Genomic DNA, 24501 nt, shown 5'->3' with positions numbered 1-24501 from the left:
ATTGAAAGATGCTCTCCGTCCCCCTGATTTCCGCCAACGTATCGCCCCTGGGCTGGATGCTGGCGCTTGCCGCAGCCGTGGCCTATGCCGTGCCAGCCGCCGGCGCCCGACGCATCAGCCAGGCCGGCGCCCGCATTGCCCTGCGCCTGGCCTGGGTGCTCCACGCCCTGGCCCTGGCCTGGGGCCTGCTCGGGGAGCAGCCTCACTTCGGCTTTGCACCGGCCCTGTCCATGACGGCCTGGCTGGTGCTCACCGTCTATGGCGTCGAGCAGCAGCTGTTCCCCAAGATGCGCGCGCAGCTGGCGCTGTCCGCGCTGGGCACAGCCGCCGTGCTCATGGCCGCGCTGTTTCCGGGAACGCCCCTGCATGTCAACGCCTCGCCCTGGCTGCCGCTGCACCTGGCACTGGGAATTGCCTCCTACGGACTGTTCGCGGCCGCCGTGGTCCACGCCTCGCTGATGACACGCGCCGAGCAGCACATGCGGCTGGGCGGCGGTGGCCATGACAGCGGCCTGCCGCTTCTCACGCTGGAGCGCCTGACCTTCCGCTTCGTGTCCGCAGGCTTTGTGCTGCTCACGGCCACGCTGGCCGCAGGCTGGCTGTTCGGCGAACAGCTCTATGGCAAGGCCTGGGTCTGGAACCACAAGTCTGTGTTCTCGCTGCTGTCGTGGCTGACCTTTGCCGTGCTGCTGATCGGCCGTGCGCGCTTTGGCTGGCGTGGCCGCAGCGCCGTGCGCATGCTCTATGCAGGCGCCCTGCTGCTGCTGCTGGCCTATGCGGGATCGCGCTTCGTCATGGAAGTGCTGCTGGAGCGCACCACATGAAGTACCTGCTGGTCCTGATCGTCATCATCATTGCAGTCGGCGTCTGGCGCAGCCAGCGCCGTGCCGAGGCCCGCGAGCGGCGCCAGGCCGCTGCGCCGCGCAATCCGGCCAACCCGGCCAATGCGCCGCTGGCGGCACCGCAGGACATGGTCGAATGCGCGCACTGCGGCCTGCACCTGCCGCGCAGCGAGGCCATCGAGGCGGCCGGCCGCAGCTACTGCAGCGCAGAGCACCGCACCCTGGCGCAACGGCGCTGAGCATGCAGGACGCGGCCCCCCCCCAGCCACCCACCATCGACGAGGCCGCGGCGCAGTCGCCGCACGACGCCAACGCCCCCTTTGTCCGGCTATGGCAGGGCTTCCTGACCGGCCGCGTGCTCATCGCCACTGCGCTTTTGCTGCTGCAGCTGGCGCTGCTCAGCGTGCAGCCCGGCGGCAATTCCCTGGTCTGGCTGGTCTGCCTGGGCTACCTGGGGCTGACGCTGCTGCTGCGGCTGACGGCACGCGCGCAGCCGCCGTCGCCCCGCGCCGGCGTGCACTGGCTGCCCGTGATCGGCGTGGACATCGCGGTCATCTGCCTGCTGCAGATGCTGCAGACCGGACCGCTGAACTACTCGGCCCTGCTGGCCATTCCCATCCTGATCTCGGCCGTGCTGGGCAATCTGACGCTGGCCCTGGCCACCACGGCCAGCGTCACGCTGCTGACCCTGGGCTGGGTGGCATGGCAGGACGTGGCTGGCCGCATAGAAAGCACCCAGGCCTACTACCAGGCCAGCTTTGCCTGCGCAGGCTATTTCGCGGTGGCCTATCTGACGCACGAACTGGCACGCCGCGTGCGGCGCGAGCGCCACCTGGCCCAGCACAGCAGCCGCAAGGCCCAGACGCAGGAACAGGTCAATGCCCTGGTGATCCGCCACCTGGGCGAAGGCGTGCTGGTGGTCGATCCCCAGTTCCGCGTGCAGCAGGCCAACCCGGCCGCGCTGCACCTGCTGGGGCTGGCCGACGCGCATGCCCTGCCCTTCGCCCTCAAGGAGCATTCCGGCTGGCAGCGGCTGCAGGACGCCGTGGCCCAGAGCTTTGCCCAGAACCTGCCCATCTCGGCCGCCATCCATCTGCAGTCCATCGGCCAGGAAGGCATGACGGGCCTGCACCTGCGCACCTGGCTGACCGAGGTCGCCACCCCATCCGACGCCGCCGACGCGGCCGAGCCCGCGCTGCTGCAGCAGCTGTGCGTGGTCTTTTTGCATGATCTGCGCGAGATGGAGGCGCGGCTGCGCACGGAAAAGCTGGCGTCCATGGGCCGCATGTCGGCCGCCGTGGCCCATGAGATCCGCAATCCGCTGGCCGCCATCACCCAGGCCAATGCCCTGCTGGCCGAGGATCTGGCGCAGGACCCGGCCCAGCAGCAGCTGTGCCGCATCGTGGGCCAGAATGCCGAGCGCCTGGCACGCATCGTCGAGGACGTGCTCAACATCGCCCGGGCCCAGCAGCACATTGGCGAGGCGCATGCCGGTCTGCTGGCCCTGGACCAACATGTGGCCCAGGTTTGCCAGGAATGGCAGGCCCAGGGCCAGCCAGTGCACAGCATCCAGCTCCTGCTCGACGCCAGGGACAAGACCGTGGTGTTCGATGGCGAGCATCTGCGCCGCATCCTGGTGAACCTGCTGGACAACGCCCGGCGCTACCGCAGCAACGCCCACGAGCCACACACGCTGCAGGTGCTGACCGGCGCGCCGGCCGGCGGCCAGATCTGGCTACAGGTCTGGAGCGACGGCGCCGCGCTGGAGCCCACGGTGCAGCGCCATCTGTTCGAGCCCTTCTTCTCTTCGGAAAGCCGCTCCAGCGGCCTGGGCCTGTATATCTGCCGCGAGCTGTGCCAGCGCTACGATGCCAGCATCAGCTACCAGAGGCTGTCGCGGCCCACGCCGCACGGCCCTGTCGAGGGCAATGCCTTCAGCATCGTGTTCCGTGCCGGCCCGGCCTCGGCCCTGCCGGCCTCCCTGTTTGATCAGATTGTGGTGTGATGCCTTTGAACTCCCTGCCCGCTGCCGCATCGATCCTTGTCGTGGACGACGAGCCGGATCTGCGCACCCTCTATGAACTGACCCTTCTGCGCGAAGGCTACCGCGTGGAAACCGCCGCCAGCGTGGGCGAGGCGCGCGAGCAACTGCAGACCCAGCGCTTCGACGTGGTCATCACCGACATGCGCCTGCCCGACGGCATGGGCATGGAGCTGCTGCAGGACCTGCGCAGCCAGCAGCGGCGCGAGCGCTGCGTGGTCATGACGGCCTACGGCTCCGCCGAGAACGCCGTCGAGGCCCTGCGCTCAGGCGCCTTCGACTACCTGACCAAGCCCGTGGACCTCAAGCAGTTCCGCCTGGTCGTGGCCTCGGCCGCCCAGGGCGTGGGCGGTGTGCCGGCCCCGGGCGTGATGCCGGCGCGCAACCCTTCGGCCGCTCCCGCCGCCAGTCCGGTCCTCAACGGCAGCGGCGCACTGGACGCCATGGTCGGCGAGTCGCCCGCCATGCAGGCCGTCAAGCAGCGCATTGCCAAGGTGGCCCGCGGCATGGCGCCGGTGCTGGTGCATGGCGAGTCGGGCACGGGCAAGGAGCTGGTGGCCCGCGCGCTGCATGCCTGCAGCCAGCGTGCCCATGGCCCCATGGTGGCCGTGAACTGCGGCGCCATTCCCGAAAACCTGCTGGAGGCCGAGTTCTTCGGCGCGCGCAAGGGCTCCTATACCGGCGCCACCCAGGACCGCGACGGCTACTTCCAGGCTGCGCGCGGCGGCACCTTGTTTCTGGACGAGATCGGCGACCTGCCCCTGGCCATGCAGGCCAAGCTGCTGCGCGCCATCCAGGAGCGCCGCGTGCGCCCCCTGGGCTCCGCACAGGAGGAAGCGGCCGATGTACGCATCGTCAGCGCCACCCACCGCGATCTGGCTGCCGATGTGCAGCAGGGGCGCTTCCGGCAGGACCTGTACTACCGCCTCAATGTCATCGAGGTACTGCTGCCCCCGCTGCGCGAGCGCCGCGAAGACCTGCCTGCCCTGTGCCGCGCCCTGCTGGCACGGCTGTCGCAGGAATCCGGCCTGCCCATGCCCGAGATCGACGAGCGTTCAGTGCAGCAGATCGCCCGCCTGCCCCTGCCCGGCAATGTGCGTGAACTGGAGAACCTGCTGCATCGCGCCATCACGCTGGGTGAGGACGGGCCGCTGCGCATAGATCCCGAGATGCAGCTGCCCTGCGGCACGCCGCCCGCACCGCCCGCACCACCCGCATCCGCCTCGCCCTCTTCTTCGCTCTCGCCTTCGCGCCCCCTGCCGCTAGGCGGCCCGCTATCGCCAGAGCCAGCCGATGCCGACCTGCCCCGTGACCTGCAGGCCTGGCTGGACGAGCGCGAGCGCGGCATCCTGGTGCAGGCGCTGCAGGAAAACGGCTTCAACCGCACGGCCACCGCCGCGCGCCTGGGCCTGAGCCTGCGCCAGATCCGCTACCGCATCGACCGGCTGAACATCGCCCTGCCCGGCGATGCCAGCGCCGAGACGGACGGAGGCGGCCATGGCGAGGCCTGATCCGCAGGCGCAAGCCACCCAGGCCCCGGCCTGGACCTGGCAAGGCGGCTGGCTGCAGCAGGCCCGCCACCTGCCCTCGCCCAACTTTGGCGAGCGCCCGACCCAGGCGCTGGTCGATCTGGTCGTCGTGCACTCCATCAGTCTGCCCCCCGGCGAGTACGGCACGGGTGCGGTCCAGCAACTGTTCACCAACCAGCTCGACTGGGACGCCCATCCTTACTACCAGGGGATACGCGGCCTGGAGGTGTCGGCGCATTTCTTCATCACGCGCCAGGGCGAGGTCTGGCAGTTTGTGGACTGCGATGCGCGCGCCTGGCATGCAGGCGCTTCCTGCTGGCGGGGCCGCGACCGCTGCAACGACGACTCCATCGGCATAGAGCTCGAAGGCCTGGAGGGCCTGCGGTTCGAGCCGGCCCAGTACGCGGCGCTCGATGCCCTGTGCAACGCCATCGCGGCCCGCTACCCCGTGGCCCATCTCGCAGGCCATGAGCACATCGCGCCGGGCCGCAAATGCGATCCGGGCGCAGGCTTCGACTGGCACCGGCTGCGCGGGCTGCTGGCCCACCACCCAGCCACGGCGAACTGGCAGCTGCCGCCGGGCGCGGGCCAGCCCTCCACGTAAGCGCACACCCTCATCGCAGGCACCGCCAGATCTTGCGCAAAACCCCGCTTGTCCACAGGCAGAGGACAAAGGGTCTGTCAATCCAGAAAGCAACCGATGTGGCGCGCCAGGCGCACGCAGCGGCTGCCTGATCATTTTTTACAAATTCACGCATGTGTCGCAGCCCCACTGTCCATGGGGCTTTCAGCGGTCCGACCGGCGCAGGGCCAAGGCTGCAGCGGCTTGCGGCGGACCATCGCCCGCAAGCCACGGCGCAGCGGGCCTTTGCTGCTATTGGCTTGTAGGTTGCGCACCCGTTTGGCGCAGCGCAAACAGCGGTTTTCCGGCCGTGAGTACCCCGTGTACATGAGACGGCGATACACTACAGGTAGTGCCCAGAAGCACGCTGGACACCATATCTAGTGTTCACAAGCTGTGCACACCCTGTGAAAACGGTGTGTACATCCGACCCCGATTCCATCTCCCAGCAAGCCTGCCCCAAGTGCAGGTCCGCGTCCGTTCTATCCACAAACACCCGTTGAGGAAACTCATGCAAGAAGCACTGAATTCTTTGGCTCCCGCTGCGCACGGTGATGCTGCCAATCCTTCCTCCGCCCATCACCTGTCCGTGCAGGACGGCTACCAGATCATCCGCCGCAGCGGCGATGTGGTGCCCTTCACGCCGCAAAAGATCGCCGTCGCGCTGACCAAGGCCTTCCTGGCCGTGCGCGGTGCCCAGGGCGCGGCCTCCGCCAGCGTGCGCGAGACCGTGGACGAGCTGACCCAGGCCGTGGTTCGCGCACTGCTGCGCTCGCGTCCGGGCGGCGGCACCTTCCATATTGAAGATGTGCAGGACCAGGTCGAACTGGGCCTGATGCGCGGCGGCCACCACGACGTGGCACGCGCCTACGTGCTGTACCGCGACCGCCGCAACCAGGAACGTGCCGAGCAGAAGAAGGCCGCCGAGGCCGCAGCGGTTGCCGCCGCCGCACCGGCGCCCGTGCTGCATGTGACCGACAACGGCCAGCGCGTGCCGCTGGACCAGGCCCGCCTGCTGGCGCTGATCGAGGCGTCGTGCCGCAACCTCAACGCCGATATCCAGGCCGCCCCCATCGTCGCCGAGACGCTGCGCAACCTGTACGACGGCGTGCCGATCGAAGAAGTCTTCAAGGCCTCCATCCTGGCCGCCCGCACGCTGATCGAGAAAGACCCCGACTACACCTACGTCACCGCCCGCCTGCTGCTGCACACGATCGTGCGCGAGGTCATGGGCCGTGACGTGCACCCGGCCGACATCCAGGCGGCCTACGCAGAGTACTTCCCCGGCTTCATCCGCAAGGGCGTGGACAACGAGCTGCTCAACCCCGAGCTGCTGAACTACGACCTGCCCCGCCTGGCTGCCGCCATCAAGGCCGAGCGCGACGAGCAGTTCGACTACCTGGGCCTGCAGACCCTGTACGACCGCTACTTCCTGCACGTGCGCAAGACGCGCATCGAGCTGCCCCAGTCCTTCTTCATGCGCGTGGCCATGGGCCTGGCGCTGCAGGAAGAGGACCGCAATGCGCGCGCCATCGAGTTCTACGAGCTGCTGTCGTCCTTCGACTTCATGAGCAGCACGCCCACGCTGTTCAACAGCGGCACGCTGCGCTCGCAGCTGTCTTCCTGCTACCTGACCACGGTGCCCGACGATCTGGACGGCATCTATGAGTCCATCAAGGAAAACGCCCTGCTGTCCAAGTTCGCCGGCGGCCTGGGCAACGACTGGACGCGCGTGCGCGCCCTGGGTTCGCGCATCAAGGGCACGAACGGCGAGTCGCAGGGCGTGGTGCCCTTCCTCAAGGTGGTCAACGACACGGCCGTGGCCGTGAACCAGGGCGGCAAGCGCAAGGGCGCCGTCTGCACCTACCTGGAGACCTGGCACCTGGACATCGAGGAATTCCTCGAACTGCGCAAGAACACCGGCGACGACCGCCGCCGCACGCACGACATGAACACGGCGAACTGGATTCCCGACCTGTTCATGAAGCGCGTCATGGAAAAGGGCCACTGGACCCTGTTCTCGCCCTCCGATGTCGGCGACCTGCACGACCTCTTCGGCGCCGCCTTCGAGCACGCCTACAAGGCCTACGAAACCAAGGCCGACAACGGCGAACTCAAGCTGTTCAAGCGCATCCCGGCCATGGACCTGTGGCGCAAGATGCTGTCCATGCTGTTCGAGACCGGCCACCCCTGGGTCACCTTCAAGGACCCCTGCAACGTGCGCTCGCCCCAACAGCACGCCGGCGTGGTGCACTCGTCCAACCTGTGCACCGAGATCACGCTGAACACCAGCGACACCGAGACCGCCGTCTGCAACCTGGGCTCGGTCAACCTGGCGCGCCACATCGTCGATGGCGCCATCGACCACGGCAAGCTGCGCAAGACCATCACCACGGCCATGCGCATGCTGGACAACGTGATCGACATCAACTACTACGCCGTGCAAAAGGCCAAGGACTCCAACCTGCGCCACCGCCCCGTGGGCCTGGGCCTGATGGGCTTCCAGGATGCGCTCTATGAAATGCGCATCGCCTACGCCAGCGACGCGGCCGTCGAGTTCGCCGACCAGTCGATGGAAGCCATCTGCTACTACGCCTACTGGGCCTCCACCGAACTGGCCAAGGAACGCGGCCAGTACTCCAGCTACAAGGGCTCGCTGTGGGACCAGGGCATCCTGCCGCTGGACACGCTGAACCTGCTGGAGAAGGCACGCGGCGGCTATGTGGAAGTGGACCGCTCCTCGCGCCTGGACTGGGATGCCCTGCGCGCCAAGATCGGCCAGCACGGCATGCGCAACTCCAACTGCGTGGCCATCGCGCCCACGGCGACCATCTCCAACATCGTCGGCGTCGATGCCTCCATCGAGCCCTCGTTCGGCAACCTGTCGGTCAAGTCCAACCTGTCCGGCGAGTTCACCGTCATCAACCAGTACCTGGTGCGTGACCTGAAGCGCCTGGGCCTGTGGGACGACGTGATGGTCATGGACCTCAAGCACTTCGACGGCTCGCTGCGCCCCATCGACCGCGTGCCCCAGGACGTCAAGAGCCTGTACGCCACCGCCTTCGAGGTCGAGCCCACCTGGCTGGTCGAGGCCGCTGCGCGCCGCCAGAAGTGGATCGACCAGGCCCAGAGCCTGAACATCTACATGGCCGGTGCATCGGGCAAGAAGCTGGACGACACCTACAAGCTGGCCTGGCTGCGCGGTCTGAAGACCACCTACTACCTGCGCACCACCAGCGCCACCAACATCGAGAAGTCCACGGTGCAAAGCCGCGTGCTCAACGCCGTGCCCTCGGCCGCCGCCGCACAGCCTGCCGCCGTGAACACCTCCAGCGCCCTGGAAGCCGCGGCAGCCGCCGCACGCGCCCAGGCACCGGCGACGGACATCAAGTTCTGCGCCATCGACGATCCCGGCTGCGAAGCCTGCCAGTAAGCCGCGCAGCGCGGGGCCTCGCCACGGCGCAGGCCCCGCGCCCTGCCCGCCAGCCAGCGCCATGCGCAGGATCTTCGCCATGGACCTTGGGCCTGCTCAACACGCCAGGCCACCCATGGTCCTACATTGACCGGAGCAGAAAGAGAGGACTCTTTCGCACCGAATGAACTGAACATATGCCCCAGGGCATGCCGGAGAAAATTGCAATGCTGACCTTTGACGACGACGCCACCCTCTCGAACACGCCCAGCGGCGCGGAGGCTGCGCCGAGCACCACACACAAGCGCGTGAATGCCGCCGACAAGCGCATCATCAATGCCAAGACCGACGTCAATCAGCTGGTGCCGTTCAAGTACAAGTGGGCCTGGGAAAAGTACCTGGCCACCTGCGCCAACCACTGGATGCCGCAGGAAGTGAACATGAACCGCGACATCGCCCTGTGGAAGGACCCCAACGGCCTGACCGAGGACGAGCGCCGCATCATCAAGCGCAACCTGGGCTTCTTCGTGACGGCCGATTCGCTGGCCGCCAACAACATCGTGCTGGGCACCTACCGCCACATCACGGCGCCCGAATGCCGCCAGTTCCTGCTGCGCCAGGCCTTCGAGGAAGCCATCCACACCCACGCCTACCAGTACATCGTGGAGTCGCTGGGCCTGGATGAGGGCGAGATCTTCAACGCCTATCTCGAAGTCCCCTCCATCCGCGACAAGGACGAATTCCTGATCCCCTTCATCGAAGCGATCATGGACCCCGCCTTCAAGACCGGCACCTTCGAAACCGACCAGACCCTGCTCAAGTCGCTGATCGTTTTCGCCTGCCTGATGGAGGGCCTGTTCTTCTACGTGGGCTTCACGCAGATCCTTGCGCTGGGCCGCCAAAACAAGATGACCGGCGCCGCCGAGCAGTACCAATACATCCTGCGCGACGAGTCCATGCACTGCAACTTCGGCATCGACCTGATCAACCAGCTCAAGCTCGAAAATCCACAGCTGTGGACACCCGAATTCAAGGAAGAAATCACGGCGCTTTTCGTCAAGGCCGTCGAGCTGGAATACCGCTACGCAGAGGACACCATGCCGCGCGGCGTGCTCGGAATGAACGCATCGATGTTCAAGGGCTACCTGCGCTACATCGCCAACCGCCGCGCCACGCAGATCGGCCTTGAGGCCCTGTTCCCCAACGAGGAAAACCCGTTCCCCTGGATGAGCGAGATGATCGATTTGAAGAAGGAACGTAACTTCTTTGAGACACGCGTCATCGAGTATCAAACCGGCGGCGCACTTTCCTGGGATTAATCGCTTCTCTGCAGGCACAATGCGAACCATGACGCGCTTCACGCTTTTGCAATACCGATGGTGTTGCGGCGTGGGGCGTCTCCGTGTTCATTGCGATGCGTCACTCCACATCGCTTTGGATCGCTTCGGAGCCCCGTACCCCGAAGTGTTTTGTGCAAATCAACGAAGGAGAAGATGATGGCAACTGCGAAGAAGACGGCCTCCACCAAGGCCCCCACCGACAAGAAGACCACTGCCAAAAAGGCGGCTGCTCCCAAGGCTGAAACCGTGAAGAAAACCACGGCCACTGCCAAGGCAGCACCCGTCAAGAAGGCTGCTGCACCTGCTGTGAAGAAGGCTGCAGCTCCTGCTGCCAAGAAGGCCGCTGCACCTGCTGCAAAGAAGGCTGCCGCTCCTGCCAAGAAGGCTGCTGCTCCTGCTGCGAAGAAGGCTGCCGCTCCTGCCAAGAAGGCTGCTGCTCCTGCTGCGAAGAAGGCTGCCGCTCCCGCCAAGAAGGCTGCTGCTCCTGCTGCGAAGAAGGCTGCCGCTCCTGCCAAGAAGGCTGCTGCTCCTGCTGCAAAGAAGGCTGCCGCTCCCGCCAAGAAGGCTGCTGCTCCTGCTGCAAAGAAGGCTGCCGCTCCCGCCAAGAAGGCTGCTGCTCCTGCTGCAAAGAAGGCCGCCGCTCCTGCCAAGAAGGCTGCTGCTCCTGCTGCAAAGAAGGCTGCCGCTCCCGCCAAGAAGGCTGCTGCTCCTGCCGCAAAGAAGGCCGCCGCTCCCGCCAAGAAGGCTGCTGCACCTGCCGCAAAGAAGGCCGCTGCTCCTGCCAAGAAGGCTGCTGCTCCTGCTGCCAAGAAGGCCGCTGCTCCCGCTGCCACAAAGGCTGCTGCACCTGCCGCGAAGAAGGCCGCTGCTCCCGCCAAGAAGGCTGCCGCTCCTGCTGCTGCCAAGAAGCCCGCTGCAGCCGCCAAGCCTGCCGCAGCGCCCGCCAAGGCCGCAGCAGCTCCTGCCGCTCCCGCCAAGAAGGCTGCAGCCCCGAAGAAGGCCGCTGCTCCCAAGAAGGCCGCAGCAGCTCCCGCCGCTGCCGCGCCCGCAGCTCCCGCTGCCGCACCCGCGCCCATCGCGCAAACCCGCCTGGCTCCCCAAGCCGCATGGCCCTTCCCCACAGGCAACAAGCCCTGAGACTTTTCCGGTCTCAAAGCAAAAAGCCCGGCTCTTTGGAGTCGGGCTTTTTTCATCGCCGGGCCGCCCCAAGATGAAAAGTGCCCCCTCGGGGGCAGCGGTCCTTGCGCAGCGAGGCAAGCGTGGGGGCCATCTTTCATTGTGAAGCCGGCGGCTGCGCCGCCGGCCGGTGTTCCCGGCTTCAGGGCTGGGCGAAGTCCAGCACGTAGTTCTGCGGGCCACGGCTGGCAATCTTGAGCGCGCCCAGGCGGTTGCCCAGTTCGGCGCAACGCACCAGGTCCCAGCCACGCTCCAGGCCGAACAGCATGGCGCCACGCCATGCGTCGCCACATCCCGTGGGATCGACCACGGCGGCGGGCTGCACCGGCGCCACCAGGGTCTTGGCGCCTTGCACCCAGACCTCGCAGCCCTCTGCCCCCAGCGTCACCACCAGGCCTTGCACCTGCCCGGAAATCTGCTCCAGGCTCCAGCCCGTGCGCTCGCTGAGCATGCGGGCCTCGTAGTCGTTCACGGCCACCCAGTCAGCCTGCTCGATGAAGCTGCGCAGCTCCTGTCCATCGAACATGGGCAGGCCCTGGCCTGGATCGAACACAAAGGGAATGCCGGCCGCCTTGAACTGCTGGGCATGCTCGAGCATGGCCTGGCGGCCATCGGGCGCAATGATGCCCACGCGCACCTGCTCCTTGAGCTCTGGCGTGATGCGGTTGCCGTGGGCCTGCATCATGGCGCCCGGGTGGAAGGCCGTGATCTGGTTGTTGTCACGGTCCGTCATGATCATGCACTGGGCCGTGTGCGTGTCCTGCAGCTGGCCGATGTGCGCGGTCTGCACGCCCAGTTCGTCGAGGCGCTGCACATAGTCGGCGCCGTCGCTGCCCACCATGGCCATGGGCCAGGCATCACCGCCCAGCAAGCGCAGGGCGTAGGCGATGTTGCCGGCGCAGCCGCCGAAATCGCGGCGCAGCGTGGGCACCAGGAAGGACACATTGAGGATGTGCAACTGGTCAGGCAGGATCTGGTCGGCAAACCTTCCCTCGAAGGTCATGATGTTGTCGAACGCAAGGGATCCGCAGATGAGAGCGGCCATGGTGTGTCTCGGCTTTCTTGAAAGTCAGGGGGATTCAGGGATAAAAAACCAGGGCCCGATAGCCGGCCACGGCCGCCTCCAGGCCTTGCACTTCGACCGGGGCCGTCACGCTCCACTCGCCATGGCCCTCGATCTGCGCGGGCGCGCCGAACTGGTCAAGCCGGATCACGCGCCGCAGCAGCAGCTTGTCCTGGGCATCGGTGAGCGTGAGTTCGACAGCGGGCATGGCCACGGGGAAGTCGGAACGGTTCTCCAGGCTCAGGCTCCACTGGTACTGGCCGCTGCGCGGCAACTGCCGAAAGCCCGAACTGCCGATCACTACGTCGCCGATCTGGCGGCGCGGCTGCAGCTCGCAGCCCGCCATGGCGCACAGGGCCTGCAGCGCAGGCGCCAGCGAAGGATGCTGCACGGCCAGCGCATCGCGCTGGCCCCACATGACCTGGCCTGCCAAGGCGCCCACGCCCAGCAGGCTGCCCATCACAAGCGCCACGCGCACGGCAGGCCGGCGCCAGAAGGCCTTGCGCCGCGCCTGGCGCACAAAGCCGGGCTCGGCCTCGGGCAGCGCGGCCGCAGCCTCACCGCTGCCCTCGCCATCGCTGTCCGGCCAGCGGGAGAACTCCGGCGAAGGCACGGAGGCCTGCGCCTGCGGCTCCGATTCCCGCAGCAGGCCGGTTGGCACGGACGGCGCAGGCGCATCGGACGACTTGTCGGATGGCTTGTCAGATGACTTGTCGGATGGCTTATGGGGCCGTGTGAACGGCGCGCCTTCCTCATCCTTTGCCGGTGCGGGCACAGGAGCCGCAGTGTCAGGCTCGGGTCCGAGCAGGCCGTCAACGGCCTGCTCGGCCTGGGCAGCGGGCGGGGACTTCGGCGCTGCCCGGGACGCAGCCAGGATCTCGTCCACCAGCGACGCTCCAGGCAGCGCGCTGCCCAACTCTTCGGCGGCGCTGGCGGAGGGGTCCTTCGCGGTCACAGGGGGCGAAGGCGGGGCCTCAGGAGCCGGCACCTCGGCCGGCGGCATGGACGGCGAAGGCTCGGCCCTGGCAGCCGCAGCCGTGGTTGCGGTGGATACCGCAGGTGCCGCAGGTGTGGCAGGTACAGAGGGTGCAACAGGTGCAGCAGGTGCAGCAGACCCCGATGCGCCCCGCCCCGGCAATCCGCTCGGCGCCGTCGGCAGCCACATGGATTCCCTGAATTCGCAGATGTCATCGTCCTCGAATTCGGCCGGGTTGTGCGATGCCCCGCCAGCCACCGGAGTGCCGGCCACCGAGGTGCCGGCCGCGTTCACAGGTGCCGTGGGCAGGGGCTGCAGGTCTTCGGAGGCATCGAACACTTCATGGCAGACGCCGCAGCGCACCCACCCCTGCGAAATTCGCAGCTGGTCGGCCACCACTTTGAAGCGGGTTCCACAGGCAGGACAGCGGGTGACTTGGCTCATCAGCGATCGATTGTAGGCAGCTGCTCGCGGCCCGCGCCACGAAGGCGGCGGCCGCGCGGGGACTCGGGCCGGAAATCAGGCCGCGCGGCGCGCGGTCATCAGGATCCAGCCATCTTCGCTGTCGGCCACTTCCAGCGCCAGGTACGGCGCATAGGCCTCCTTGAGCTCGTCGGCCTGGCGCTCCAGGATACCGGCCAGCACCAGGCTTCCACCCGCTGCCACGCGGCCGCACAGCAGCGGCGCCAGCACCTTGAGCGGCGTGGCCAGGATGTTGGCCAGCACGGTGCGGTATTCGCCGTTGCCGGCATCGGGCAGGCCCGCCTTCAGTTGCACGGCGTTGGCATCGGCGTTGTAGCGCGTGGACTCCACGGCTGCCGGGTCGATGTCCACCGCGTCGATGTCGGTGGCACCGAACTTGGCTGCGCCAATGGCCAGGATGCCCGAGCCGCAGCCGTAGTCCAGCGTGCGGCCAAGACTGCCTTGCGGCTGGCGGGCGATCCAGCGCAGGCACATGCGTGTGGTCGGGTGCGTGCCCGTGCCAAAGGCCAGGCCCGGGTCCAGGCGGATGCTCACGCGCGCCTCGGGCGGCAGCTCGTGCCAGGTGGGGACAATCCAGAATTCGGGCGTGATGTCCACCGGGGCGAACTGCGACTGCGTCAGGCGCACCCAGTCCTGCTCCGGCACCTGCTTGACGGCGATGATGCTGCAGCCCTCGAAGAAGTCCTGGGGCAGCAGCAGATCACGCGCCTCTTCGGCCGCTTGCTGCGAGGGGAACAGCGCCACCAGGCGGCTGCGCTGCCAGCCGTCCTTGGGCGGCGGCATGCCGGGCTCGCCGAACAGGGCTTGCTCGGCCTCGGTCTGCGCGTCGGCATCCTCCACCGATACGCTCAGGGCGTCCAGCGCATCCAGCGCATCGCTGACGGTCTCAACCCGGTCTTCCGGGCACAGCAGGCTCAACTCGAACATGGGCCCATCCTTTTCTATGCAATAAATGAAAATGCTGGCCGCCGTCGCCGGGGGCCAGCATGCAGGGTCAATCGGGCGACCTGCTCAACGCTTGTTGGCGTTGCGGTGCGCCAGCCACTCTTCCAGGTAATGGATGTTGGTGCCGCCTTCCATGAACTTGGCGTCCACCATCAGATCCTGATGCAGCGGGATATTGGTCTTGATGCCTTCGACCACGGTCTCCAGCAGCGCCGTGCGCATGCGCGCCAGCGCCTGCTCGCGCGTGTCGCCGTGGACGATGATCTTGCCGATCATGGAGTCGTAGTTCGGCGGCACGAAGTAGTTGTTGTAGACGTGCGAGTCCACGCGCACGCCGGGGCCGCCGGGGGCATGCCACATGGTGATGCGGCCCGGCGACGGCATGAAGTTGTAGGGATCCTCGGCATTCACGCGGCACTCGATCGCATGGCCCTTGAGCTGGGCATTGATCTGGCGCTGGGTGAAGGGCAGCTTCTCGCCTGCGGCCACCATGATCTGGGTGCGCACGATGTCCACGCCCGTGATCAGTTCGGTCACCGGATGCTCCACCTGCACGCGGGTGTTCATCTCGATGAAGTAGAACTCGCCGTTTTCAAAGAGGAACTCGAAGGTGCCGGCGCCACGGTAGCCCAGCTTCTTGCAGGCAGCGGCGCAGCGCTCGCCGATCTTCTCGACCAGGCGGCGCGGAATGCCCGGAGCCGGCGCTTCCTCGATGACCTTCTGGTGGCGGCGCTGCATGGAGCAGTCGCGCTCGCCCAGGTAGACCGCGTTGCGGTGGTTGTCCGCCAGGATCTGGATTTCCACATGGCGCGGGTTCTGCAGGAACTTTTCCATGTAGACGGCCGGATTGCCGAAGGCTGCACCGGCCTCGGCCTTGGTCATCTGCACGGCATTGATCAGCGCCGCCTCGGTATGCACCACGCGCATGCCACGGCCACCGCCGCCGCCTGCGGCCTTGATGATCACCGGATAGCCCACGGCCTTGGCGATGCGGCGGATCTGCACGGGATCGTCAGGCAGCTCGCCATCCGAGCCGGGCACGCAGGGGACGCCCGCCTTGATCATGGCCTGCTTGGCCGAGACCTTGTCACCCATGGTGCGGATGTTCTCGGGCGTGGGGCCGATGAAGGTGAAACCGCTCTTTTCCACGCGCTCGGCAAAGTCGGCGTTCTCGCTGAGAAAGCCGTAGCCGGGGTGGATGGCCTCGGCGTCGGTCACCTCGGCGGCCGAGATGATGGCCGGCATGTTGAGGTAGCTCAGCGGCGAAGGCGCGGGGCCGATGCACACGGCCTCATCGGCCAGCTTGACGTACTTTGCGTCACGGTCGGCCTCGGAATACACCATCACCGCCTTGATGCCCAGTTCACGGCAGGCGCGCTGGATGCGCAGGGCAATCTCGCCCCGGTTGGCAACCAAAATTTTCTTAAACATGAAGGTCCTCGCGACTTGGTGCCTGCGCCGGTACGCAGGCCGAAGCCGTCAGTTGAGCCAATTGCTCTGTCGCGCCGCGGCATGCGTTCGCGCCAGGGCGTCGTGCCGCTTGCGGCATCGCTCGCCTGCAGGTTACTCGATCACGAACAGGGGCTGGCCGTACTCTACCGCCTGGCCGTTTTCGCCCAGGATGCGCGTGATCGTGCCGCTCTTGTCGGCTTCGATCTCGTTGAGAATCTTCATCGCCTCGATGATGCAGATGGTCTCGCCTTCCTTGACCTGGTTGCCCACTTCCACGAAGGGCTTGCCGCCAGGGCTGGAGGCGCGGTAGAAAGTGCCGACCATGGGCGACTTCACCACGTGGCCGGAGACGGCTGCCTCGGCCGGTGCCGCCACGGGCGCTGCGGGGGCAGCGGCGACGGGTGCCGCCATCGGCGCGGCCATGGGAGCCTGCATGGGCGCTGCCACATAGTGCTGCACCACGGCGCCTTCGCTCTTGACGATCCGGACCTTGCCCTCTGCTTCGGTGATCTCCAGTTCCGACACGTTCGATTCGGACACCAGATCAATGAGGGTCTTGAGTTTTCGCAAATCCATGGGAGCTCCAGCGGCTAACAACTAAATAGGGCGCGAATTTACTCCAATTTCGCCCTTCTGCGTGCTTTGAGGCATATTTTTCATCAACGTCGCCATGGAATTCAGGGCATTTCCTGAGCTTTCACAGCTTCGGCGATGCGAAAAATCAGCCTTTTGCGCTCCAGGAAGCCAGATCTTCGGTAGTAAGCTCACCTATTTTACGTTGCTGCACCATGCCATCTTCGCCGAGCAGCACGGTGAAGGGCAGTCCGCCCTGCAGATTGCCCAGCGAGCGGGTCAGGCCCAGACCGCCTTCCACCGCCAGCGCCACAGGGAAACGCAGGGGTGTGCGACCCAGGAAGCGCTGCACTGCCTCCGGCTTGTCCACAGCCAGGCCAATGACCTGAATACCATGCTGGTCTTGGCGCGCCGAGAAGGCATCGAGCATGGGCAGCTCGCGCACGCAGGGCGGGCACCAGGTGGCCCAGAAATTGACCAGCACCGGCTTGCCTCGCCAGCGCGACAGCGTCATGGCCGAGCCATCGGGCGTGATGAAGCGCTGCTGCCACAGCTGCTCTTCTGCACTGGCATCCATGGCGTGCGGCTGAAAACGCCACCACGCAAACCCTGCCCCACCCAGGCCCGCGGCGGCGGCAACGCCGCCCATCAGCCAACGGCGGCGGGAAGATGTGTTTTGCCCTGCATCCACTGAATCAGCCACGGTCGGCCTCCTCTTCATCCTGATCCAACAGCCTGCGCAGCGCCTCGGCGCTGCCGCGCGGGCTGCGCCCCTGGCCGTCGGGCTTGAGTGCGCCACGCAGATCATCATGGTCGTACACCAGCAGATGCACGCCCACGGACTCGTTCAAAGGGCGGCAGAAGGCGTGGATGCTCAAGGCCTCCACGGCCTGCCCCGTAAAGCCGGTGACGGTGCTGGGCTCGTACTCCACATGCTGGTTGATCAGCGCGATCTCGGCCGACTTGGGGTCGTCGCAGAACAGCTGCAGGTAAATATCGGACAGGCGGGTGGCTGTGCCGCGCCAGACGGCGCCGGCCAGATGGGGCCGGAACTCGGCCAGGCGGTCCATCCATTGCAGGGCCAGTTCGCGCAGGGCCTGCAGTTCCTGGGGCTGGGTGTCGGCGCAGAACAGGGCAATGTATTCACGCACGGCCTCTTCCACCAGGTCGTTGCCCGGCAGCGCGGTGCGCGCGGGCAGCCCCAGCTGGCGAAGTGCGCGGTGCTTGGCAGCCCCCCATTCCAGCCCTTCCTCGACCACGAGGCGGGCCGCGGTCTGGGCAATTTCGGCAGTGGCTTGGTCCATGGCTTTCCGATCCGCTGTATCCCTACATATATATAAGAGGCCTTCCCTGCGGATGGCCCCGGGCCATTGTGACCCAAGCCGCGGCACCGCCGGCCGCAGACGGGCTTTGCACGTTCCCGCCAGCGCCTTGCACCGGCGATTTCGCAACCTTGTGTTTCCGGGACCCGGTGCCTGCTGGGCCGCAAGCTCCTGTTTTTGCAGGACAGCCCTCCCGGACATGACGGCAACCGTAGAATGCCCGGCCATGCACATACATATTCTGGGCATCTGCGGCACCTTCATGGGCGGACTGGCCGCACTGGCGCGCGAGGCAGGGCACCGCGTCACAGGCTGCGACGCCGGCGTCTATCCGCCGATGAGCGATCAGTTGCGTGCACTGGGCATCGACCTGATCGAGGGCTACGGCGCCGACCAGATGGCCCTGCAACCCGACATGTATGTCGTGGGCAACGTGGTCAGCCGCGCGCGGCTGCCCGACGGCAGCCCCAAGTTCCCGCTGATGGAGGCGATTCTTGAAAGCGGCGCCCCCTACACCAGCGGTCCGCAATGGCTTTGCGAACAGGTGCTGCACCATCCGTCCTGCCCGCGCCATGTGCTGGCCGTGGCCGGCACCCACGGCAAGACGACCACGACGTCGATGCTGGCCTGGATTCTCGAATGCGCAGGCCTGGCTCCGGGCTTTCTGGTCGGCGGCGTGCCGCTGGACTTCGGCGTCTCGGCCCGCCTGGGTGCATCCAGCCGCCCGACGCCAGGCCAGGGGCCGGCTGGCGCGGAGCCCGTCTTCGTCATCGAGGCCGATGAATACGACACGGCCTTCTTCGACAAACGCAGCAAGTTCGTGCACTACCGCCCGCGCACGGCCGTGCTCAACAACCTGGAGTTCGACCACGCCGACATCTTCGAGGACCTCGGCGCCATCGAACGCCAGTTCCACCATCTCGTGCGCACCGTTCCCGCCTCCGGGCGGCTGGTGGTCAACGGCATAGAGGAAAGCATCACCCGCGTGCTGCACCAGGGCTGCTGGAGCGAGGTCTCCAGCTTCGGTGCGGTGGTCAGCGATTTCAGTGCCCAAGGCGATCCCAGCGCCTTCGACGTGCTGCACCGTGGCCACAAGGTCGCGCGCCTGGAATGGGCACTGACCGGGGAGCACAACCAGCTCAATGCGCTGGCCGCCATTGCAGCGGCCGAGCATGTGGGCGTGACGCCGGCCCAGGCCTGCGAAGCGCTGGCGCGCTTTCAGAACGTCAAGCGCCGCATGGAGCTGCGCGGCATGGCGGGTGGCGTGTCCGTCTACGACGACTTCGCCCACCATCCCACGGCCATCCGCACCACGCTGGACGGCCTGCGCCGCAAGCTCGGCAGCCAGGCACGCATCCTGGCGGTGTTCGAGCCGCGCAGCAACACCATGAAGCTGGGCACCATGAAGTCGCAACTGCCCTGGGCCCTGGAAAGCGCCGATCTGGTGTTCTGCCACACGGCCGGCCTGGACTGGGATGCTGCCGAGGCGCTGCGCCCCCTGGGCGTGGGAGCCGGCCACAAGGCGCAGGTGGCTGCAGACATCGATACGCTGATCGGGCAGATCCGCGCAGCCGCCCGCCCCGGTGACCACGTGGTGTGCATGAGCAATGGCGGCTTCGGTGGCATTCACCCCAAGCTGCTGGCGACGCTGCAGGCCGCAGGCTGAACCGGGCACGGCCCCCAATGAAAGAAGCCCGGGTCATGCCCAGGCTTCTTTGCTGTATCGCTATCTGTCCGTCGTCAGTAACTGATGGACATGGCCGGCACATCGACACGGATCAGCGGCTTGGACAGCACGGCCTGGGCGGCCACGGCATAGCTGTTGCGCCATTGCTCGTCGTCGAACAGCCCGGAGCGCGTACGCGCCGCACGCGCCACCACCACCAGCTTGTCGGCCAGCAGAACCTTGCCGCTGGCGCGCAGGGGTTCGCAGTCCATGGAGATGAACTGCTGGTCCAGCCAATGCCGTCCTTCATCGGAACTCATGGGGGTGAGCCCGCTGGTGTCCGTGCGGTACTCTTGTCCGGCATCCAACACCACAATCACTTCGCTGCGCATGGAACTCCTCTCTTCATTACGGGATACGGCCCTGTGTCTGCTCATGCAGACAGGGCTGTCACTCATGCCCTGAGCTTAACCGCAAGCGCCTTTTCCACACCCCGGGCAAGCTGACATGCCTCAAGTGCCAGAGACTGGCACCGGCGCTGGAGCCGGCACTGCCGCCAGCAGGTGTTTCAAGGCCTGCCCGCGCCTGCCCAAAGGTGCAAACGTACAATGGCCGACAGATTTGGCCCCGTTTTTTCATGGACCTCACCGCATGACAACCGACACCACGCACCAGAAACTGCTCGACCAGTTGCAGCAACTCGAAGACGAGTTGCGCAGCCAGAGCCTCTGGTCGGCCGTGGCGCCCAGCCCTGAGGCCATGGCATCGACCATGCCGTTCATGTACGACACGCTCAAGCTGCAGGAATGGCTGCAGTGGGTTTTCCTGCCCCGGCTGCGTGCCGTGGTCGATGCCCGCGGCCAATTGCCCTGCCAAAGCCACGTGCATCCACTGGCCGAGCATGAATGGAGCCAGCCCGTGGCATTCGACAAGCGCCAATTGCTGGTCCTGCTGCTGGGCATAGACGACACGCTGAACCAGGGCGGACTGACCCCGCCGGACGCCACGCCGCCACACTGAACAAGAAAACCGGGACATGGAAAAAACGGGGCATGCATGCCCCGTTTTCTTTTCCGGCTCAGGCGGCAACCAGGGCCGCAGCCGGCTCGGGATGCTTGACGCGGCGCTGCTGCACGGCGTCGGACAGTTCGGCCAGCGTTGCCAGGGAATCATCCCAGCCCAGGCAGGCATCAGTGATGCTCTGGCCATAGGTCAGCGCAGCCACCTCATCCTTGCCGGGCGTGAACTTCTGGGCACCGCCCACGAGATGACCCTCGATCATCACGCCGAAGACGCTGCGCGAGCCGCCGCTGATCTGTCCGGCGATGTCGCGTGCCACATCCTTTTGGCGCTCATGCTGCTTGGAGCTGTTGGCGTGGCTGCAGTCCACCATCAGCGTGGGAGGCAGGCCGGCCTTTTCCAGATCCTCGCAGGCAGCGGCCACGTTGGCCGCGTCGTAGTTGGGGGTCTTGCCGCCGCGCAGGATGACGTGGCAATCCTGGTTGCCTGCCGTGTTCACGATGGCAACCTGGCCATTCTTGTGCACGGACAGGAAGTGGTGGCCGCGGCTGGCCGACTGGATGGCGTCGGTGGCGATGCGGATGTTGCCGTCCGTGCCGTTCTTGAAGCCGATGGGCGCCGAGATGCCCGAGGCCAGTTCACGGTGGACCTGGCTTTCCGTGGTGCGCGCACCGATGGCGCCCCAGCTGATCAGATCGGCGATGTACTGGGGCGAGATCACGTCCAGGAACTCGCTGGCGGCCGGCACGCCCAGGCGGTTGATGTCGATCAGCAGTTGCCGCGCAATGCGTAGGCCTTCGTCGATGCGGTAGCTCTGGTCCAGGTAGGGATCGTTGATCAAACCCTTCCAGCCCACGGTGGTGCGCGGCTTTTCGAAGTACACGCGCATCACGATCTCCAGCGTGTCCTTGTACTGCTCGCGTATGGGCGCCAGGCGGCGTGCGTACTCGATGGCGGCCGCCGGATCGTGGATGGAGCAGGGGCCGACGATGACCAGCAGGCGGTCATCCTCGCCAGCCATGATGTTGTGGATGGTGCGGCGGGTGTCGCCGATCAGGGTTTCGACGGCCGTACCGCGGATGGGGAAGAAGCGAATGAGGTGCTCGGGAGGGGGCAACACGGTGATGTCCTTGATACGTGCGTCGTCGGTTTGGCCAGTCTTTTGGGAACCGCCGCGATACCAGGAATCGGCGAGGGAAGCTTGATGAGCAGTCATTGCTTGCTTTCGTGAGGAAAGATGGATCGTGGAAAACGGAGCGAAGAATCGGGAGGGAAAAACAAAAAACCGCCGGGCTTTACAGCTTCGGCGGTTTTGAGGGAGGTTTGTTCGGGTGCGCGCGCTTACCTCTCTTCCGCCGGGGAGGAGAACCAAAAGTAAAAGTAGAAGGAGGCACGGGCTTGCATGGGGATCGAATGTAGCACAGTCATTTTTCGCAGTGCAACATGGACATGAGGGCGGGGAAGCAGCCCTTCACCGTGCCACAGAGAGAAAGCACAAAATCATTGATGCAATAAAACTGCTTTTTTCTCAGTTTCACGCAAAAATTCTTCAGGCATATGTAGAAAATCACGATGCCATGCAGTTTTATTGCCATCGGCCATGAAAACGTGCAAACCCCGGGAAATGATGCATCTGCGCGTCACGCAAGGGCGCGATCAACGCCGCAGCAATGCGTCACGCAGCCTGCGCAGGGCCCGGCGCACGGCGCTCAAGGGTTGCCATCGGCGCGCCTTGTAACCAGACAGGATGGAAGTCACATCGGCTTCGCCGGCCACGGCAGCGGATTCGGCAAACATGTCCGTCAGCAGGCAGGCATCGCCCAGCAGACGCCAGCCCAGGCGCTCGCAGCGGCGGAAGTGCTCGGGCTCCTGGGCATCGCCCACCAGCACGGACTGCTGCCAGGCGTGGACGGCCTCCCTGAAGCCTTTGAGCAGACGCTGGTAGGCAGGAAATTCGTAGAGGGCATGCCAGCCCGTGGCCAGCGTGGTGAGAAAGTGCTGGTGGTCCAGCACCGCCAGGTCAAGCTGCTGTATGGCGTCTTCCACCGCGGGGCGCGGGCTGCCCGCATAGCGCACGCGCACGGACTCGTCCAGCGCGACGGCCAGCAAGGCCAGTTGCTGGTGCATGGGCTGCAGGTCGCCCACGATCAGCTCATGCTGCCAGAAGCGGCTCAGCCGCGACTCGCCGGCCCAGGCACGCCATTGCTTCGGCAGGCTGCGCAGGGGATGGACGGAGGTCCGCGGGCCTGGCCGGGAGGAAAAGGAAAGCTGGGTCATGGAATCGGCGCCGGGCGGCGCCCACCGAACGCGGCGGGCCGCGTCAGGCAGGACAGGGCCCGGCCTGCCGTGCAGGGCGCGGGCATGGGACCGTCAGGCCGTGCCGCCCACCGTCAGGCCGTCGATGCGCAGCGTGGGCTGGCCCACGCCCACGGGCACGCTCTGGCCTTCCTTGCCGCAGGTGCCCACACCGCTGTCCAGGCGCATGTCGTTGCCGATCATGGTGATGTGCTTGAGCGATTCCGGGCCGCTGCCCACGATGGTCGCGCCCTTGACGGGGTACTGGATCTTGCCGTTCTCGACCCAATAGGCCTCGCTGGCGGAGAACACGAACTTGCCGCTGGTGATATCGACCTGGCCGCCACCGAAGTTGGTAGCGTACAGGCCCTTCTTGATCGAGGCCACGATTTCCTGCGGCTCCCGGTCGCCACCGAGCATGTAGGTGTTGGTCATGCGCGGCATGGGAATGTGGGCATAGCTTTCGCGGCGGCCGTTGCCCGTGGGCTTGACGCCCATCAGGCGGGCATTCATCGCGTCCTGGATGTAGCCCTTGAGGATGCCGTCCTCGATCAGCACATTGCTCTGGCTGGTGCAGCCTTCGTCATCGACGTTGAGCGAGCCGCGGCGATCGGCCAGCGTGCCGTCATCCAGCACGGTGACGCCCTTGGCAGCCACGCGCTGGCCGATGCGGCCGCTGAAGGCGCTGGCACCCTTGCGGTTGAAGTCGCCTTCCAGACCGTGGCCCACGGCTTCGTGCAGCAGCACGCCAGGCCAGCCTGGGCCAAGCACCACGGTCATCTCGCCAGCCGGCGCGGGACGGGATTCCAGGTTGGTGAGGGCCGCGCTCACGGCCTCGTCCACGTACTGGGTGATCTGCTCGTCGCTGAAATAGGCCAGGCCGAAACGGCCACCGCCGCCGGCAGAGCCCACCTCACGCCGGCCCTTTTGCTCGGCGATCACGGTAACCGACAGGCGCACCAGCGGCCGCACGTCGGCCGCCAGCGTGCCATCGGCACGGGCCACCAGCACCACGTCGTACTCGCTGGCCAGGCCGGCCATGACCTGGACCACGCGCGGGTCCTTGGCGCGGGCCAGTTTCTCGACCTTGCCCAGCAGCTCGACCTTGGCCGTGCTGTCCAGCGTGGCGATGGGGTCCAGGCCGGGATACAGCGAGCGGCTTTGCGCAATCTTGGGAGCATTGGCGCGCACGCGCTTGCTCTGGGCCGCGCCCGAGATGGAGCGCACGGTGCGCGCGGCATCCAGCAGCGAGGCTTCGGAAATATCGTCGGAATAGGCAAATGCCGTCTTCTCGCCACTGACCGCACGCACGCCCACGCCCTGGTCGATGCTGAAGCTGCCGGTCTTGACGATGCCCTCTTCCAGGCTCCAGCCTTCGGCGCGGGTGTACTGGAAGTAGAGGTCGGCGTCGTCGACCTGGTGGCTGCGGATCTCGGCCAGTGCGCGCGCGAGATGGGTTTCATCGAGCCCGAAGGGCTCAAGCAGCAACTGGCGCGCTGTGGCCAGGCGTTCAATGGTGGGTTCGCGGGAGATCATTCACGCATTGTAGAGAGCCGGCCATGCCCTCGCCGTGCAACGGCTGCGGCCAGCGGCTTGCCAACCCACAAAAAAGAACGGAATGCCGCTCCACCAGGCTGAGCGGCATTCCGTAGGCATGCATCCGCGTGGATGGCGAACATGCTGGCCCATGTCCGCACTTGCTTTGTAGCCTGCCCTGGCGGCGGTGGCAAGTGAGCAGACTCCC

The 24501-nt window shown here is 66.3% G+C and carries 21 protein-coding genes; 10 read left to right on the top strand and 11 right to left on the bottom strand.

Features of this window, described 5'->3' with window-relative positions; genetic code table 11:
* Nucleotides 1–8: 8 nt before the first annotated feature.
* The 8 genes from BO996_RS07635 (at nt 9) to BO996_RS07600 (ending at nt 10923) form a co-directional block, all read left to right on the top strand.
* Nucleotides 9–824: a cytochrome C assembly family protein gene (locus BO996_RS07635; RefSeq protein ID WP_012203436.1), complete on the top strand. Its 816-nt coding sequence runs from the start codon at nt 9–11 to the stop codon at nt 822–824.
* Nucleotides 821–1081 (top strand): PP0621 family protein, encoded by a 261-nt coding sequence (locus BO996_RS07630; protein WP_012203435.1) that lies wholly within the window; start codon nt 821–823, stop codon nt 1079–1081. Before BO996_RS07635 ends, BO996_RS07630 begins: the two co-directional genes overlap by 4 nt.
* Before the next feature lie 2 nt (nt 1082–1083).
* The gene (locus BO996_RS07625) at nt 1084–2847 is read left to right on the top strand and encodes a sensor histidine kinase (RefSeq protein ID WP_071954418.1); all 1764 of its coding nucleotides are present in this window, start codon (nt 1084–1086) and stop codon (nt 2845–2847) included.
* Nucleotides 2847–4394 (top strand): sigma-54-dependent transcriptional regulator, encoded by a 1548-nt coding sequence (locus tag BO996_RS07620; RefSeq protein ID WP_071954417.1) that lies wholly within the window; start codon nt 2847–2849, stop codon nt 4392–4394. Before BO996_RS07625 ends, BO996_RS07620 begins: the two co-directional genes overlap by 1 nt.
* The gene (ampD, locus tag BO996_RS07615; protein ID WP_071954416.1) at nt 4381–5016 is read left to right on the top strand and encodes a 1,6-anhydro-N-acetylmuramyl-L-alanine amidase AmpD; all 636 of its coding nucleotides are present in this window, start codon (nt 4381–4383) and stop codon (nt 5014–5016) included. The genes BO996_RS07620 and ampD overlap by 14 nt, the downstream gene beginning before the upstream one ends.
* A 529-nt stretch (nt 5017–5545) precedes the next feature.
* Nucleotides 5546–8467, top strand: coding sequence for a ribonucleoside-diphosphate reductase subunit alpha (locus BO996_RS07610; protein WP_013804092.1), 2922 nt, complete (start codon nt 5546–5548; stop codon nt 8465–8467).
* Between the two features lie 206 nt (nt 8468–8673).
* Entirely contained in the window at nt 8674–9765 is a 1092-nt protein-coding gene (locus tag BO996_RS07605) for a ribonucleotide-diphosphate reductase subunit beta (RefSeq protein ID WP_012203430.1), read from the top strand.
* A 177-nt stretch (nt 9766–9942) separates the two neighbouring features.
* Nucleotides 9943–10923 carry a hypothetical protein gene (locus BO996_RS07600; protein ID WP_063328011.1) on the top strand — a complete coding sequence of 327 codons (981 nt, stop codon included), beginning with the start codon at nt 9943–9945 and terminating at the stop codon, nt 10921–10923.
* 181 nt (nt 10924–11104) lie between these two features.
* On the opposite strand, the gene BO996_RS07595 is transcribed toward BO996_RS07600, so the two are convergent.
* The 7 genes from BO996_RS07595 to BO996_RS07565 form a co-directional block, all read right to left on the bottom strand.
* Nucleotides 11105–12007 carry a carbohydrate kinase family protein gene (locus tag BO996_RS07595; RefSeq protein ID WP_012203428.1) on the bottom strand — a complete coding sequence of 301 codons (903 nt, stop codon included), beginning with the start codon at nt 12005–12007 and terminating at the stop codon, nt 11105–11107.
* Nucleotides 12008–12041: 34 nt separating this feature from the next.
* Nucleotides 12042–13445, bottom strand: coding sequence for a zinc-ribbon and DUF3426 domain-containing protein (locus tag BO996_RS07590; RefSeq protein ID WP_071954415.1), 1404 nt, complete (start codon nt 13443–13445; stop codon nt 12042–12044).
* A gap of 75 nt (nt 13446–13520) precedes the next feature.
* Complete coding sequence (gene prmA / locus BO996_RS07585) at nt 13521–14411, bottom strand: 50S ribosomal protein L11 methyltransferase (protein ID WP_012203426.1); 891 nt, start codon at nt 14409–14411, stop codon at nt 13521–13523.
* Between the two features lie 84 nt (nt 14412–14495).
* Nucleotides 14496–15860, bottom strand: a complete 1365-nt coding sequence (accC, locus tag BO996_RS07580; RefSeq protein ID WP_012203425.1) for an acetyl-CoA carboxylase biotin carboxylase subunit — start codon at nt 15858–15860, stop codon at nt 14496–14498.
* Between the two features lie 132 nt (nt 15861–15992).
* Nucleotides 15993–16457 (bottom strand): acetyl-CoA carboxylase biotin carboxyl carrier protein, encoded by a 465-nt coding sequence (accB, locus tag BO996_RS07575; RefSeq protein WP_012203424.1) that lies wholly within the window; start codon nt 16455–16457, stop codon nt 15993–15995.
* A 145-nt stretch (nt 16458–16602) separates the two neighbouring features.
* Nucleotides 16603–17103, bottom strand: coding sequence for a TlpA family protein disulfide reductase (locus tag BO996_RS07570; protein WP_013804095.1), 501 nt, complete (start codon nt 17101–17103; stop codon nt 16603–16605).
* A 46-nt stretch (nt 17104–17149) separates the two neighbouring features.
* Entirely contained in the window at nt 17150–17758 is a 609-nt protein-coding gene (locus BO996_RS07565) for a hypothetical protein (RefSeq protein ID WP_013804096.1), read from the bottom strand.
* Nucleotides 17759–18002: 244 nt separating this feature from the next.
* Between BO996_RS07565 and mpl the strand changes: the two genes are divergently transcribed.
* Nucleotides 18003–19442 (top strand): UDP-N-acetylmuramate:L-alanyl-gamma-D-glutamyl-meso-diaminopimelate ligase, encoded by a 1440-nt coding sequence (gene mpl, locus BO996_RS07560; protein WP_071954414.1) that lies wholly within the window; start codon nt 18003–18005, stop codon nt 19440–19442.
* Nucleotides 19443–19516: 74 nt separating this feature from the next.
* Here the strand turns inward: mpl and BO996_RS07555 are convergent, their stop codons facing one another.
* Nucleotides 19517–19834 carry a hypothetical protein gene (locus tag BO996_RS07555; RefSeq protein ID WP_071954413.1) on the bottom strand — a complete coding sequence of 106 codons (318 nt, stop codon included), beginning with the start codon at nt 19832–19834 and terminating at the stop codon, nt 19517–19519.
* A gap of 259 nt (nt 19835–20093) precedes the next feature.
* On the opposite strand from BO996_RS07555, the gene BO996_RS07550 reads away from it, so the two are divergent.
* On the top strand, nt 20094–20462 hold the full coding sequence (locus tag BO996_RS07550) for a YqcC family protein (RefSeq protein ID WP_034390510.1): 369 nt from the start codon (nt 20094–20096) through the stop codon (nt 20460–20462).
* A gap of 58 nt (nt 20463–20520) precedes the next feature.
* Here BO996_RS07550 and BO996_RS07545 read toward each other — a convergent pair whose 3' ends face one another.
* The 3 genes from BO996_RS07545 to tldD form a co-directional block, all read right to left on the bottom strand.
* Complete coding sequence (locus BO996_RS07545) at nt 20521–21678, bottom strand: 3-deoxy-7-phosphoheptulonate synthase (RefSeq protein WP_012203418.1); 1158 nt, start codon at nt 21676–21678, stop codon at nt 20521–20523.
* Nucleotides 21679–22118: 440 nt separating this feature from the next.
* Nucleotides 22119–22739 (bottom strand): hypothetical protein, encoded by a 621-nt coding sequence (locus tag BO996_RS07540; protein WP_013804100.1) that lies wholly within the window; start codon nt 22737–22739, stop codon nt 22119–22121.
* A gap of 93 nt (nt 22740–22832) precedes the next feature.
* Nucleotides 22833–24293: a metalloprotease TldD gene (gene tldD / locus BO996_RS07535; protein WP_012203417.1), complete on the bottom strand. Its 1461-nt coding sequence runs from the start codon at nt 24291–24293 to the stop codon at nt 22833–22835.
* Nucleotides 24294–24501: the final 208 nt, after the last annotated feature.

Origin of the sequence: Delftia sp. HK171 (assembly GCF_001886655.1) — a bacterium.
GTDB lineage: Bacteria > Pseudomonadota > Gammaproteobacteria > Burkholderiales > Burkholderiaceae_C > Comamonas > Comamonas acidovorans.
Note: the sequence above shows the minus strand (reverse complement) of the source record. Positions and strands in the feature narration are given on the sequence as shown.